The following is a 13,850-nucleotide window of genomic DNA, read 5'->3' on the forward strand; positions in this document are numbered from 1 at the left end:
CTTTTATGGACGCTGTCATCTACGCCCGCATCAGCCGTGACGTTGAGGGCACAAGCCTGGGTGTGAACCGTCAGCTCGAGGACTGTCGGCAGGCCGCGAGCGCCCGCGGGTGGGCCGTGGTCCATGAGTACGTGGAGAACGACACCTCCGCCACCCGGGCGAAGGTCCGCCCCCAGTACCAGCAGATGCTCCGGGACCTCGCCAACGGGACAGCCGGCGCGCTCATTGTGTGGGACGTGGACCGGCTCACCCGAACCCCCAGGGAGCTCGAGGACGTGATCGACCTCGCGGACGCCCACAGCATCGCGCTGGTGTCCATCGGCGGTGAGATCGACCTTGCAACCCCCCAGGGGAGGATGACGGCCCGGATCAAGGGCAGTGTGGCGCGGCATGAGACGGACCAGATGGCGCGACGTATCCGCCGCAAGCAGCGCGAGCGGGCTGAGCAGGGCCTCCCCAATGGGCTGTGTCCGTTTGGGTGGCGGAGGGTCTACAAGGACCAGGCGCGCCGGTCCGGGGTCCGAGACGTCGCCTACCCACCCGAGGCGGAGCAGGTCCGCGACGGGGTCGCTCGCCTCCTTGCCGGTGAATCGATCCGCTCCATCGCGACTCGCTGGAACGCGGACGGATTGCCCACCCAGCGGGGTAACGGATGGAGGACTGGCACGGTCCGGCAGACCCTCCGGCGGGCCGCGAACGCCGGGCTCCGCGAGCACAAGGGTGAGCTGTTCCCCTCCGACGTGATTGAACCGCTCATCACCGAGGACGAGTTGCACCGGGTCCGGGCGCTCCTGGCGGACCCGGGGCGCCGGGTGCAGCACGGCACCACCCCCGCCTACCTGTTGACCGGGATCGCCGAGTGCGGCCGGTGCGGTGGGAAGATGCGCTACCTGAAGAGCAGAGGCCGTGACGGCATGCCGTCCTACGGGTGCCGAGACTGCACCCGTGTGGCCCGCTCCATGGGGCTGGTGGACGCTGTGGTTGAGGGTGCCGTGCTGGGGCGTCTGCAGCAGCCTGACGTCCTCGAGACGCTCCCCACGGTGGATCCAGCCCGGGGGGACGACCTGCGCTCGCAGGCCGAGGCGCTCGAGGCCAAGCTGTCCGAGGCGGCGGACCTGTTCACGGCGGGCACGATCACTGGTGAGCAGCTGTCCAGGATCACCGCCGGGGTCCGCCCCCAGTTGGACAAGACTCGGGCACAGTTGGCGGACCTGACACCGGCGAGCGCCGCGGCCGCGATAGCCGGCGAGGATGCTGTGGCCCGCTGGGAGGACGCCACCCTGCTGGTGAAGCGAGAGATCGTGGACACCCTGATGACCATAACCATCCTGCCCGCCGGGCCGGGCCGGGGACGGGACCCCGAATCCGTGAAGATCGAATGGAAGGCATGAGCATGGAACCCCGCCAGTTCGCGGCGATCATGGACAACACAGCGAGAATCAGGATCACTTGTTCGGGGGTAGGGGGCTCCCACAAGCCGGGCAAGACCATCGGCATGTTCGGCTGGTGCCCGCCAGTCGCCCCTTTGAATGACGGCCGTGTGATCGGGCAGTGGCTGGGCCGGGGGCCAGGGGTTGCCTATCGGCGCCCTGAGGCTGAATTCGACGAGCCCGGAGAATCACGCCAGGTCTACCATGAGACCTGGAAGTTGCATTGCAAACAGTGCGCCCGCGGTGGCCACCCACAGACAATCTCCCTGCGGGGCTTGAACCGGCGGAAGCCCAATGTGTGGTCCACCGCTGACATCCTTTTCGGCGCTATTTCTGAAGCAGGCCGTGCCGAAGTAACTCTCCAGGAGATCGCGGCGTATCTAAGCACTTTGTCCGCGAAGGAACATCGAGCCGTTCGATATTCGCCGATGCCGGGGAGCGAGGACGGCATGGTTCGAGTGAGCGACGACGGCACGATTCCCTCATGGGCTTCATGGCAGTGGTATGGCTTTACTAATTGATTAGAGGTATACTCGTGAGTGTCGTGCTCGTCAGACCATGACACTCAGGAAGCGGCAACTCCTGACCCCGAAGCCGCCCTCAGAATGACAGTAAGGTCCGTTGGCGCGGGCTTGGCTACTAGCCATGCCCGAAAGGCCGACGGACTTGTCTGTTTCCAAGCGCCCCTACCGGATCGACCCAGACCGCGCCCGCGAGCGCGCACGCGTCGCATCCCTCTCCCGCACTCGCGCCGCGGATGATCCCGAACTCACCGAGGCCCGTGCCTCCCTGCAAACGGCCCGTGTGGACGCCTACGTAGCCCGCCTCGTGGCCGAAGCTCCCCCGCTCAACGACGCCCAGAAGGCCGCGCTCGCAGGTCTCCTGCGCCCCGTGGAGAACCGTGGGGGTGCTGCAGCATGACGGCAGAAGAAAACCCCCGGGTGGGCACCCCAGGGGTCTCTCAACAAAATCCTCTGAACACCACCAATTCTACTCGGGATTGGCTTTACGCGCTCGCTATCCACGGCTTCCACCTGTTGCCGTTGATCCCGGGTGAGAAGCGGCCGGCGATCATGGACTGGGAGAAGCGGGCCACCGTGGACCCCGCCCAGCTCGACCGGTGGCCGAAGGATGCCGGCGTGGGTATTGCGTGCGGCCGCTCCGGGCTGGTGGTGATCGACTGTGACTCTCATGGTTCCACCCCTCCGCCTGAGTGGGACCGGCCCGGGATCCGGGACGGGGTGGACGTGTTCGCGGACCTCTGGTCCCGCCACTCCCCCAGCGCGTCCATGTTCGACACGTTCACTGTGACCACACCGAGCGGGGGGCTGCACCTGTACTTCCGGGCACCGGCCGGTTCCAGGATCCGGAACCGTACCGGGCTGGAATGGCAGGTCGACGTGCGCGCCCGCGGTGGATACGCCTGCGGGCCCGGGACCAACCTCAAGCAAGGCACCTACACGCCTTCCGGAGATCCTGGGAAGCTCCTGCCTCTCCCCCAGTGGCTTCGCGACATGCTGGCCCCGCAGGAGCCCGCACAGCGCCGCCCCATGCCCGTGGCCCCTCCCACACGGTCGCAGGCGGACCGTCGTGTGGCCGGGTTGCTCCGCACTGTGTCCACCGCTCCCGAGGGGCAGCGGAACAGCACACTCAACTGGGCGGCGTGGCAGCTGGCCCAGGACGGGCTGCTGACCCAGGAGTACGCCACCGCTCTGCTCCACGCAGCCGAAACCGCCGGTCTTCCCCAGGCCGAAGCCGTCAAGACCATCCGATCCGCAGCCGCCCCAAGAGGCTCCAACGCTCAAGGGGGCGCAGCAGCATGACCGTAGAACCATTCGCCGACTTCCCGGCGAGCGCCGAGTTCGAAGACCCAGCTGCGACCTACGAACGCATGGTCGTCAACGAGATGGAGCGCATGCAGATCCGCGAGGAGGCGCGCCGACGGATCGCGGCCGAGTCCTCCACAGTCTCGGAACTCCCGGCGCTGTCCAACCTCGCGGACCGGCTCGCAGCGCCCCGCACACGCCCTCGCTGGCGGATCCAAGACATGTGGCCCGCCGGGGGGCGCATCAACCTTGTAGGGGCACCCAAGGCCGGCAAGACCACGATGACCACCAACGTGGTGCGGGCCCTGGTGGACGGCGGTCAGTTCCTCGGGAAGTACACCACCGAGGCCGTCCCCGACTGCGAGGGCCCCGCGGTCGTCGTGTTCGACTTCGAGATGACCGAGGACATGCTCCTGGACTGGTACGAGGATGCTGGGATCGCCAATACCCACAAGGTGGAGACCGTGCTGCTCAACGGGCTGGGCTCAGGGTTCGACTTCACGAATCCCGCCGTGCGCGCCGAGCTGGTGAAACGGTACGGCGGCGCCCACACGTACATCCTCGACCCCGTAGGGCCGCTGCTGGCCTCGCTCGGGCTGGACGAGAACTCCAACAGTGACGTGCAGCGGCTGCTCACGGCCTGGGACGAGTTCGTGCGGGAGCTCGGCGGTCAGGAATCCATGGTCACCCTGCACGCCGGGCACAACGGCGAGCGCGCCCGTGGTGCCTCCGCGTTCCTGGGGTCCTGCTCTGCAGTGTGGACGCTGATGCGCGAGGGGGAGGAACCAGGCGCGTCCCGGTTCCTCAAGACCATGGGGCGGATCGAGGGCATGCCCAAGACCCGGTTGGCGGCGCAGGGGCGGACCCTCACCATCCTGGGGCACATCACGCCCGAGAGCATCGCAGATGCCAAGGGGCAGCAGATCCTCGACTACCTCTCCGCCGTTGGCACTTGGCAGGGGCGGGACCGCATCCGCAGCAGAGTTGGCGGATCCCAGCCAACCGTCACTCAGGCGCTACGAGAGCTTGTCGATTCCGGCCAGGTTCTCCACGACAACAAGAAGGGCTACGGCCTCTCTCACTGGTCGTCCTGACCGGTGGCCTGACTCCCGGCCCCCTTAAGGGGGGCCCGGGAGAGTCAGGGGGCCTGACTCTCACCCCTGACTCGCCCTGACTATCCGCTGACTCTCGGGGGTCAGGCCCCCTGACTGGACCCTGACTCAACCCTGACTCCGGCCCACCCGAGAGTCAGGGGGTACGAGAAAGAGAACACCTCATGGAACAGCAGAAAGCATTCACCGCACAGGACACAAACAGGCAGGACAACACCGAGCAGGACTACCACCACCGCCGGGTCGAAGGGATGCTCACCAACGCCAAGAGCAAGGCGTGAGCCGCCCCCTTCGACGGCAGGACGATGTCGGTGCTCGACCCCTGGAACAACGAGATCCGCCTGTCGGTCGGCTGAACCCAAGCTGGGCGGCGGCACCCATCCCTTCGGGGGGCCGCCGCTCGTCATCCACCGAGCACCCCTGCCGCACGTCGATCGGCGGCGGTCGGATACCCGCAAAGCATCAGACAACCTCGGACGGCGGCCACTAGACTTTCTCTCCATCCGACGACGAGAGGACACCGATGTCTGACCTGTGGACCGTTGACCCGCGCGAGGCGCTGCGGGCGGGCGAAGAGTTCGATCTGGACAGCCTCGACCGCGCCTCGACCTTCGGGTTCATCGGGGACAAGGCCGCCGCCGAGACGTTGACCGCCGAGCGCGGAAAGCTCCTCTCCGAACTGCAGGAACGCCTCTTCGCCAACGGGCGCGCGGGCGGCAAGCGCAACGTCCTGGTGATCATCCAGGGCCTCGACACCGCGGGAAAGGGCGGGATCGTCCGCTACGTGATGGGCATGGTCGACCCGCAGGGCGTGGCCCTCAGGAGCTTCGGGGTGCCGACCGCCGAGGAGCGCAGCCACCACTACCTCTGGCGGATCAAGAAGGCCCTTCCGAAGCCGGGCCTGATCGGCGTCTTCGACCGTTCGCAGTACGAGGACGTGCTCGTCGTGCGCGTCGACAACCTGGTCGACCAGGACGTGTGGGAGCCGCGCTTCGCCGAGATCAACCGCTGGGAGCGCACCCTCGTCAACGGCGGGACGACCGTGCTGAAGTTCGCCCTGATGCCGTCCTACGACGAGCAGGCAAGGCGCCTGATGGAACGCATCGACCGACCGGACAAGCGCTGGAAGTACTCCACCGGCGACCTGGGTACCCGCTCCAAGTGGGACCAGTTCCAGGAGGCGTATGCCGACGTCTTCCGCCGCACCTCGACGGAGCACGCACCCTGGTACGTGCTGCCCGCCGACCGCAAATGGTACTCGCGCCTCGCCATCACGGAGATCCTCACCCGGGCCCTGATCGAGATGGAGCTGAAGTGGCCACGCGTGCGCTGGAGCCCGGAGGTCCAGCGGCGAAGGCTGGCGAAGACGATGTCGCCCGAGCTGTACGCCGAGTCCGCCGGCATCGTGCAGAAGTCCATCGACGCGAGCATGGACGTCAGCCTCGAGGCCGCCGAACTGCGCGACGCCCACGCGGACGACGCGACCCGCGAGTCGGCGATCGCCGCGATCGAGTCGCGCCGGGCCGAGCTCGAGGCCGACCTCGCCACGACCCTTGAGGACAAGCAGGCCTTGCTCGAGGAGATGGCCCCCGACCTCGCGGCCGCGACCGCGGCCACCATCCCGACCTCCGCCGACGCGATCGCCGTCGACGAAAAGGTCAAGGACAGGGCCGCCAAGAAGTCGAAGAAGAAGGACGACTCGAAGATGTCCAAGAAGAAGAAGAAGTCCAAGAAGTGAGCCGACTCATCCCATGAACCGATGACGGCGGCACCGAGGCCGGTGCCGCCGACCCGGTCACCAGTTGTAGTCGAGGAACTTGCCGTCGAGGGTCACCACGACCCGGTCACCCGAGGGGTCGGGCCGTCGGGACACGTCGAGCTTGAAGTTGATCGCGCTCATGATCCCGTCGCCGAACTCCTCGTGGATCAACTCCTTGATCGCCGGGCCGTAGACGTTGATCGCCTCGATGAAGCGGTAGATCGTCGGATCGTTGGCGGCATCGCCAAGCCCCGTCCGGTAGGGCTGACGCTGCAGCGCCTGCACCGACTCGTCGCTGAGCCCGAGCAGTTCGCCCACCTTCACCGCCGCATCCTCGGGGACGGGATGCTGCCCGAGGAGGGCGGAGACGGTCCACTCCTTCGGCTTGCCGATCGCCTCGGCGATCTCGGCCCAGGAGAGTCCCTCCCTCTGTTTCGTCGCCCGGATCTCCTCGGCAGCCTTCGCCTTGGCCTCGTTCATGATGCACCGCTCCTTAGCGTGGTTATCTGAATGGTTCTGCCAAGCCTAGACGTAGAGGATGTAACTGTCCCCCGGCAAGGGGGCGTGTGACCCGAAACTTGACTGGCGGCCCCGCAGGGGGTCTGTCTTTGATCTGAACCGTCCACGACCCCTTCGCCGGTGGGGTGACCGACGAGGAGCGCCGGTCGAAGGCCTTGCATGACCTCATATGAGCCTGGAGAGCCCCATCAACGTCTTGTCTGCCCGGCCCCCGACCGACGTGCCCACCATCAGGAAGGCTCACCACCAAGTCTGACGCGCGACAGCGACGCACTAACCCGACGCATCGCCGCAGGTCATCGCGATCCCGACCCCAAGAACCTGTCAAAGTGACCCAACTCAGGTTGAGCGGTCGCCGGTACGCGGAGCGGCTCAGCCCGACCAGACGGCACGCCATCCGTTCGCTCACCCGCAGCTTGCGCTTGAGGTGATCGACGGCGGCGCGGCGCCTGTCCGGGCTTAGAAGTTTCCCTCAGCCAGCTCCTTGAGCGCGGCCTTCTCCAGCTCCGCTTCCGCGAGCAGACGCTTCAGGGTCGCGTTCTGCTTCTCCAGCTCCTTCAGGCGCTTTGCGTCGTCGGCCTTGAGGCCGCCGTACTGGTTCCGCCACCGGTAGTACGTCTGCTCGGACACCCCGAGCTCCCAGCACACCGCCGCGACGTCCTGACCATCGGCGAGCATCCTGTCGGCCTGCCCGAGCTTACGGACGACCTGCTCCGGGGTGTGACGCTTCCTGCTGTTCGTCATGATCTGACCAGTCTCCCTGCCCGCGACCGCGGGCAACAGGACGACTCTCATAACGACTGGACCTACAAAACGGGGTCAGCCCAGGCGGACCTGCAACACCTCGTGCGGGCACTGGACGCCCGGAACATGCAACTCAGCACATCAACCGCGCACTCCAACACCAGCTCCACCAGCACCGGAAGGACACCCCATGAACACCCACCAGAGCAACGCACAGGACAGTAACAAACCGCGGCCACAGGACCCCACGAGCGCGGCCCAGCAGTCCGCGGAACTTGTCACCACAGGAGCTGCCGCCCCCGGCAAAACGACCCCGGCAATGGCGTGCAATGGACTGGCGTCCCATGGGCCACAAGAGACCGCGGAGGGGCAAAAACTTTCGCGCAATGGACTTACCGATTTCGCCCCGGTGGACCCGCACGAGGTCCGCGCCCGGCTCACCCGCCGCGGGTCCCTGAACGGCCTCGAACTCGACGGCGGCACCGGGGTCGTGTTCATCCCCCAGCACGCGCTCCCGGACCTGCGACGCCGCCTGCTGCTGGCCCAGGAACGGTTCACGGCTATGAGTGGCCCAGTGCCCGGGAAACGGCGGAAACGCCGGCCTGCGAGCGCCCGGTGACATTGCCCGCCGTCCACCTTTCGGCATCGGTTTGACCCCACATTGGTATCACCGCCCCGGGGCACCCAGCCCCGGGGCACGACCACCAGGAGCGCCCATGGCCCACCTTGACCCAAACAACCCCCCGGACTTCGCAACATTCGGGGAGTCCATCTGGCGAGAACTCACCACCCTCCGATTCGGGGAGACCACCAACCCCGCCCAGGTCGCCGAAGTGGCCGTCACCTGTGCACTGTCCCAGGCCACCGCGGCGTCCCTCCACACGGCCCGTGAGACCGAACGGTTCGACGCGTGGGCGGACGGGGTGGGCCTGTGAGCACGCCCCACCTGCAGCGCCTCGTGGTGGCCATGCCGCCCGAGATGGTCCGCCGGGTGGACACCCTGCGCTCGCTGACCGGCACCAGCCGTGCAGGGTTCATCCGACTCGCCGTAGCCGACTACCTGCGTCCCCTGGGCGGCGCCACCCATGACGCCCAGCCCTGACCTCGTGGCCGCGGTGGAGGGCATGCGCCGGTTCGGGTCCTACGGGATGCCCCTCATCAAGGCCATTGAGGACTACTTCCGGGAAGGCGTCCGAGACATCGCCACATGGGACGAACTCCGTGCCAGGGTCCTCGCCGAGTGCGGCGCCTTCTCCCCGTTCGCGGGAGGGGAGGGCCCCGAGGGTCTGTCCGGGGTGCCCCTAGTGGACCTGGGGCGGCCCAGCACAACCGTGTTTTGGGTCAACGGCACCGTGTACCGCCGCCCGGACCTCGAAACCCTCCACAAGGCCACACAGGCCACCACCGCGAAAACGTGGCTGAAGCATGACGCCCGTTACCCCACCCCGAGAAAGAAGAACAATGAGCACCAGAGCTGAACGACGACTGCGAGAAGCCCAGACCACCCTCGAACAGGCCACCCAGGCACACCAGAGCGCCGCGGCCGCGTTCTCCGCCCTCGAAGATCGGGCAGTGGCTGGCGAAACCGTGGACCCCCTGGAACTGGCCGGCGCCCAAGGAGACGCCGGGATCAAGGCCAAGCGGGTCCAGCGTGCCCAGACCTCCGTTGACGCCGAACAGGCCACCGTGGTCAAGGAGAAGGCCCAAGCCCGCCACCGTGAGCTCGTAGAGGCCGCGCAGGCCACCCAGGTGGACCTCAGTACCGCCGAGGTGCGTACGGCCATGGAGGACCTTTTGCGGCGCGCCTACGCGGCCTCCGACGCGTGGTCTGAGATGCGGGCCGCGGTCCGGGCCGAGCATGGGGAGATCCCCTTCTATGGACCCGGCAACACGGCACCAGACGGGGTGAAGTCCCCCACCCTGGTCAAGCTCGACGGAGTGGGTTACCCGGACCCAGATCCTTACCGCCTCGCCCGTGACCTGCGCGAGCTGGCGGACTGGGTGTTCGAGGATGTGGGCATGGAGCGTGCCCGTGCGCGGCCCGCCGGTCAGGAGGTACCCGTGTCGTGGCAGGCGCGTGCTGTGGAGGCCGGGGTCGAAGCGGCGCGTGAGGACCAGCGGCGGTGCACACCGGAACCAACCCCAGACGCGGCCGCGTAGGACCAGCAGCAGGACGAACACCCCGGTGGGCGGGGTTGGGACAGGGCCCGCCCACCGAGAGGTTGAGAGGATGAGGGCATGGACGATGTGAGGGAGACGTTCGCGGGCATGGCCCCGGACGACGCGGACCGGGCGGTGGACGCGCTCGCGAGCATGTTGGCCGCGCTGCCTGCTGACGATGCGGACCCTGTGGACCGAGCGACCCGCGCTGGGGTGGAGGGTTTCGTGATGGGCTACCGCGCAAAACATACATAAAGGGTTCCCTTTGTGTATGATCAGGGCATGACCACCCCCCGTCTGCACGTCATCGGCTACGTCCGCGTCTCCACCAGCAAGCAGGATATTGGCCCTGAGGTGCAGATCGCCGCCCTCCGAGCCGAAGCGGACCGGCTGGGCTGGGAGCTCGACCTGCGACGCGAGAACGCGGCGAGCGCCAAGACACTCAAGAACCGCCCAGTGCTCGCCCAAGCCCTCGCGGACCTCAAAGCCGGGAAAGCTGATGCGCTCGCCGTGTCCAAGCTCGACCGACTCTCCCGCTCCGTCGCCGACTTCGCCGGTCTGCTCGAGACCGCAACCCGGCAGCACTGGGCGTTGATCTGTTTGGACCTGGGGATCGACACGTCCACCATCACTGGCGCCGCCATGGCACAGGTCACCTGCACGTTCGCGGAGATGGAGCGGAAGAAGATCGCCGAACGGACCCGTGACGGCATGGCCAAGATCAAAGCCACCACCGGCAAGCACATGGGCCGCCCGTCTGCGCTCCCCCAGGCCACTGTGGACCGGATCCACCGCGAGCGCGCCGCTGGTCTGTCCTACGCCAAGATCGCCGCGGCCCTCAACGATGAGAGCATCCCCACCGCCACCGGGCGCACCTGGCACGCGTCCACCGTGCGGCAGGTACTGAGCCGGTAAGAGCATCTACGTGCAGGTCTCGGCGAACACCGCCCAGGACGCGGCGGTCATCAAGGCCGAACTGGAGCGGTTCTTGGCTCAGCGGGAGCGCCGGGCGGCAAACCGGCACGGTACCCGTGAGCTGCGGGGCACGCACTGACCCCCAGGTAACATTCCCGCCCCAACCTGTATCAGGCTCTGGGGCGGGAATACTTAGCGGAAGCAACCCCCATTGCTAAGGACCCCCCCCATGCGCCACATCACGCGCCGTAACGCCCTCATCGCCAGCCTTTGGGCCCTCGTGGCCGTCGCCGTCATCATGACCTGGACGATGATCCAGAACGATATGAACGAGCAGAAGGGCAAGGAATGGATGGCCGGCTACCAGCAGTCCCTTGCCAGCAACGCGGGCGCGAGCTCGTGGGAGAACGCGTGTGCGGAGACGTCGCTCTCCTGGGTGTGCGGCATGAAGTCCATGACAGCTACGGCGCCCGGCGAGATCACCGTGGAGACCGGGCTTGAGGACTCCGACAGTCAGGACGGGTGGCGGTACGCGCACACTCTCGCGGACCCGGATTGGACCGACAACAACCCGGCCACGGGTGTAGTCATCGTGGACCGGCACGGTGTCGAGCACTTCTATTCCAAGCGGAAGCTGGACCAGGGGTACGGCGGGTAATCCCCCGCGGTCCCAGAGACCATGCCAAAACTCGACTGAACCGAACCTAGGAGCACCCCCATGCGCCGTTACACCATCCCCCTCACCGTCGTCGCCGCATCCTTCGTCCTGACCGGGTGCGCCGCCTTCACTCCCGAGGCCGCCCCTACGGTCACGGTCACTGCGACCCCGAGTGAAAGCTACGTCCACACCGGGGAAACGATGTCCGAGCAGGACGCCCAAGGGGAGGCTCCGGCCGCGGACGCCACCCAGGCGGCCGAGGAGCCTGCGGCAACCCAGGTTCCCGCGTGGGATCCTAACCACAGGGGGCCCTCAGCCTCCGTGGACGAGTACCTGCGGGCCGATCTGCCGCATCTGTACAACCCGAACACACCGATCACGAAGATCGGTGTTGAGGACGACGATGTGATCATTGACTTCAAGCTGCCAATGGGGGCCAATGCCACCACCAACTATGCGGGCCCCATGGTCAAGGAGGTCGCAGACGCCCTCCGTCAGCACACGGATGATCCGAACATCGCGGCACTCGACCTCGTGGCGGTCCGCACCTCAGACGGGGGCACTGCAGCGATGGGGCAGGTGACTCCGCATCCTCAGTGTGCCGGCTGCTGAAGTACCTGCAGCCCTGGCATCGTCCCCCGCATCCCAGCCGATCCCCACCAGGAGACCAATCCATGCGTCGTTACATCGTCCCTCTAGCCCTCCTAACGCTCGCTTTGAGCGGGTGCGGCTCAAACGAGACCGCCCCTGCCGAATCGCCCAGTAGCGCGTCCAGCAGTCCGAGCGCTTCCCCGACTGACACGGCGAGCGCCACGCCCACTGCCACTGCGACCGCGAGCGCCTCTGAGAGCGGGGAGCCCTCAGAGGCGGCGCCGAGCGATGAACCGACGGGAGGGTCCGAAGGGTCAGGCAGCGCGATCGGCGGCCCCCCGGCGGACCAGGATGGGCAAACGACGAGTTTGAATGAGTTTCTCGCCAGTGGAGGCAAGTGCGCGTCGGATTACTTCCCAGCCGGCCCTCTGACGGACGAGGCCATGGCGGATGTCCAGGACTACTGCGCCTCCCAGGAGAGCGCTGACAACAGCACTGAGTCCAACGGGCACCAGCGCCCCGAGGCCGACGAGAACGGCTACGTGGGACCCTCCGAGGAGTACTACAGCTATGAGGGGTACGTGGAACCTGGCTTCGAGTACCAGGTCGGGTCGGAGTGCTTCGAGCCCTCTCTGGGGCGTTGCAAGACCAGCGGCGAGATCCAGTCGGAGTACATGGCGGAACAGAACGACGGCACCCCGTAGCCCCGTCTCCCTGGCATGAAGAAGCGGCCCTCAGCGTGATGCTGAGGGCCGCTCTCTTATCCCCTGGTGTCCCCTGTTACTTGGCTACCCACCGGATCAGTAGCTGGCCTGCTCCGGGTGGTCCTCGAGCAGACGGTCGAGCTCCTCGCCGAGGCGCTGGTGGAACGCCACCAGGTTGTTCACTGGGTGCCCGGGGCCGTCCACTTTCCGGTCCTCGATTCGCAGGGCAAGTTGCACCCCGTGCTCCGGGGACCACACCCGGGTGAGGATGAACTCGGACTCAAGGCGCTTGCCGTCCGGCCCGTCCACGTCGGTGTCCAGCATCGTCTCGAAGTGGCCGTAGTCTTCGCCGATCTCACTGGCGGCGCCGGGTTCCATTCCCGTGTCTGGTCCGCCGAAGGGGCACGCCCGGGCGAGGGCGACCACGTAGACCCCTTCCCGGCCGTCCACGGGCTGCCAGTTCTCGTCGCTGAGGATCTTGTCGCGGGTGGTTTCTCCGTCACCCTGGAACCATTGGCGGCGGCGCGCCTCGAGGGCGCGGCTCACGGCAGTTCGCTCGCGGTCCGTGGCGTCCTTCATGGAGTAGGCGGAGATGGTGTGACTGGTGGAGTCATAGAGCATCCCCCCGTAAATCCAGAGGTAGTCGCCGTTCCAGGCCTGGTGCAGGTGGCTGGTGGGCCCGGGTGTGATGCCAAGGGTCCAGGTTTTGAACTTGGGGCATGCTTTGATCTCGGCGGGGGTGGGGATCTGGGATTCGGTGCGGTTGCTCATGGTGCTCGCCCTTCTTGGGTCCGGTGAGGTCGTTGTGACCTCCTGACACCAAGAAACCTAAACGCGTTTTACGCAGGACCGTTGAGCCAGATCTCCTCGACCTCGGGATCGTCCAGGTACGGCTGCAGCGGCCCGTAGCCCGCGACGAGGTCCAGCACGGTCTTGCGCGCGGCCTCCAGGTCCTGGATCCGGGGCAGCCCGGCCTGCGCGGAGCGGACGTCGTACTCGGCCACGACCGCGGCCACGATCCGGCGCGTGGGTTCGACCTCGTGCAACGGGTCCAGCCCGGTACGCCGGATCTGTTCGCGGACGTCCGCCTCGATCAGTCCGATCGCGTCCTCGACAACGGTGGCCATGGCTCCCCCTGGGGTTCCCCCGAACCCGTTACTGGCTGGTCAACTCTGGAGGGAACGCTAGGGGAAATTTCCGGCCGCGAACACGGCCCGGGGCCCGATCTGTGGATAACCCGTCATGACCTGCGCCGATGCCCGCAGCACGACGCGTCATGCTCGGACGCAGAATGCATCCTCATGCAACGTGACACCCACCACCCACTGGTCGAGGGAACGGGAACACCTTGCCCCTCCGGCCACAAGACGGGGACTGCCGAAGGCAGGGTGATGCGCGGTGCTCCGAACCACAGTGGAGCACGTGCGGAAGG

20 protein-coding genes and 1 pseudogene are annotated in these 13,850 nt (G+C 67.0%); 17 read left to right on the forward strand and 4 right to left on the reverse strand.

The genetic code is table 11. The features are described 5' to 3' along the window. The first annotated feature begins 5 nt into the window (after positions 1-5). From FS770_RS01790 to FS770_RS01815, 6 genes are all read left to right on the forward strand, one after another. Complete coding sequence (locus tag FS770_RS01790) at positions 6-1,391, forward strand: recombinase family protein (RefSeq protein ID WP_145009465.1); 1,386 nt, start codon at positions 6-8, stop codon at positions 1,389-1,391. Then, on the forward strand, positions 1,388-1,951 hold the full coding sequence (locus tag FS770_RS01795) for a hypothetical protein (RefSeq protein WP_145009467.1): 564 nt from the start codon (positions 1,388-1,390) through the stop codon (positions 1,949-1,951). Before FS770_RS01790 ends, FS770_RS01795 begins: the two co-directional genes overlap by 4 nt. A gap of 145 nt (positions 1,952-2,096) precedes the next feature. Further along, positions 2,097-2,351, forward strand: a complete 255-nt coding sequence (locus FS770_RS01800) for a hypothetical protein (RefSeq protein ID WP_244944689.1) — start codon at positions 2,097-2,099, stop codon at positions 2,349-2,351. Further along, entirely contained in the window at positions 2,348-3,253 is a 906-nt protein-coding gene (locus FS770_RS01805; protein ID WP_145009470.1) for a bifunctional DNA primase/polymerase, read from the forward strand. The genes FS770_RS01800 and FS770_RS01805 overlap by 4 nt, the downstream gene beginning before the upstream one ends. Then, positions 3,250-4,350 (forward strand): ATP-binding protein, encoded by a 1,101-nt coding sequence (locus FS770_RS01810; protein WP_186366662.1) that lies wholly within the window; start codon positions 3,250-3,252, stop codon positions 4,348-4,350. The genes FS770_RS01805 and FS770_RS01810 overlap by 4 nt, the downstream gene beginning before the upstream one ends. Before the next feature lie 541 nt (positions 4,351-4,891). Continuing rightward, entirely contained in the window at positions 4,892-6,106 is a 1,215-nt protein-coding gene (locus FS770_RS01815) for a PPK2 family polyphosphate kinase (protein ID WP_186366663.1), read from the forward strand. Positions 6,107-6,163: 57 nt separating this feature from the next. Here the strand turns inward: FS770_RS01815 and cynS are convergent, their stop codons facing one another. Both cynS and FS770_RS01825 read right to left on the reverse strand, forming a co-directional pair. Further along, positions 6,164-6,607, reverse strand: a complete 444-nt coding sequence (cynS, locus tag FS770_RS01820; RefSeq protein WP_145009476.1) for a cyanase — start codon at positions 6,605-6,607, stop codon at positions 6,164-6,166. Positions 6,608-6,992: 385 nt separating this feature from the next. Next, positions 6,993-7,390, reverse strand: a pseudogene (locus FS770_RS01825) (transposase); the annotation flags it as partial. A gap of 409 nt (positions 7,391-7,799) precedes the next feature. On the opposite strand from FS770_RS01825, the gene FS770_RS01835 reads away from it, so the two are divergent. From FS770_RS01835 to FS770_RS01875, 11 genes are all read left to right on the forward strand, one after another. Continuing rightward, on the forward strand, positions 7,800-8,009 hold the full coding sequence (locus FS770_RS01835) for a hypothetical protein (RefSeq protein ID WP_121845858.1): 210 nt from the start codon (positions 7,800-7,802) through the stop codon (positions 8,007-8,009). Positions 8,010-8,106: 97 nt separating this feature from the next. After that, positions 8,107-8,325 (forward strand): hypothetical protein, encoded by a 219-nt coding sequence (locus FS770_RS01840; RefSeq protein ID WP_145009479.1) that lies wholly within the window; start codon positions 8,107-8,109, stop codon positions 8,323-8,325. After that, complete coding sequence (locus FS770_RS01845) at positions 8,322-8,492, forward strand: ribbon-helix-helix domain-containing protein (protein WP_145009482.1); 171 nt, start codon at positions 8,322-8,324, stop codon at positions 8,490-8,492. The genes FS770_RS01840 and FS770_RS01845 overlap by 4 nt, the downstream gene beginning before the upstream one ends. After that, positions 8,476-8,868, forward strand: coding sequence for a hypothetical protein (locus FS770_RS01850; protein ID WP_145009485.1), 393 nt, complete (start codon positions 8,476-8,478; stop codon positions 8,866-8,868). Before FS770_RS01845 ends, FS770_RS01850 begins: the two co-directional genes overlap by 17 nt. Beyond that, on the forward strand, positions 8,852-9,550 hold the full coding sequence (locus FS770_RS01855) for a hypothetical protein (RefSeq protein WP_145009488.1): 699 nt from the start codon (positions 8,852-8,854) through the stop codon (positions 9,548-9,550). Before FS770_RS01850 ends, FS770_RS01855 begins: the two co-directional genes overlap by 17 nt. Before the next feature lie 78 nt (positions 9,551-9,628). Further along, positions 9,629-9,805, forward strand: a complete 177-nt coding sequence (locus FS770_RS13650) for a hypothetical protein (protein WP_186366664.1) — start codon at positions 9,629-9,631, stop codon at positions 9,803-9,805. A 27-nt stretch (positions 9,806-9,832) separates the two neighbouring features. Next, on the forward strand, positions 9,833-10,465 hold the full coding sequence (locus FS770_RS01860) for a recombinase family protein (RefSeq protein WP_145009491.1): 633 nt from the start codon (positions 9,833-9,835) through the stop codon (positions 10,463-10,465). Between the two features lie 10 nt (positions 10,466-10,475). Further along, positions 10,476-10,604, forward strand: a complete 129-nt coding sequence (locus FS770_RS14190) for a hypothetical protein (protein ID WP_280525931.1) — start codon at positions 10,476-10,478, stop codon at positions 10,602-10,604. Between the two features lie 90 nt (positions 10,605-10,694). Continuing rightward, on the forward strand, positions 10,695-11,123 hold the full coding sequence (locus tag FS770_RS01865; RefSeq protein ID WP_145009494.1) for a hypothetical protein: 429 nt from the start codon (positions 10,695-10,697) through the stop codon (positions 11,121-11,123). A gap of 60 nt (positions 11,124-11,183) precedes the next feature. Next, positions 11,184-11,735: a hypothetical protein gene (locus tag FS770_RS01870; RefSeq protein WP_145009497.1), complete on the forward strand. Its 552-nt coding sequence runs from the start codon at positions 11,184-11,186 to the stop codon at positions 11,733-11,735. 422 nt (positions 11,736-12,157) lie between these two features. Beyond that, positions 12,158-12,418, forward strand: a complete 261-nt coding sequence (locus tag FS770_RS01875) for a hypothetical protein (protein ID WP_145009500.1) — start codon at positions 12,158-12,160, stop codon at positions 12,416-12,418. Between the two features lie 96 nt (positions 12,419-12,514). Here FS770_RS01875 and FS770_RS01880 read toward each other — a convergent pair whose 3' ends face one another. Further along, complete coding sequence (locus tag FS770_RS01880; protein ID WP_145009503.1) at positions 12,515-13,189, reverse strand: hypothetical protein; 675 nt, start codon at positions 13,187-13,189, stop codon at positions 12,515-12,517. A gap of 68 nt (positions 13,190-13,257) precedes the next feature. Continuing rightward, positions 13,258-13,545 carry a hypothetical protein gene (locus tag FS770_RS01885; protein ID WP_244944690.1) on the reverse strand — a complete coding sequence of 96 codons (288 nt, stop codon included), beginning with the start codon at positions 13,543-13,545 and terminating at the stop codon, positions 13,258-13,260. Positions 13,546-13,850 lie beyond the last annotated feature (305 nt).

Source organism: Kocuria salsicia (genome assembly GCF_007681555.1).
GTDB classification, from domain to species: Bacteria; Actinomycetota; Actinomycetes; order Actinomycetales; family Micrococcaceae; genus Kocuria; species Kocuria salsicia.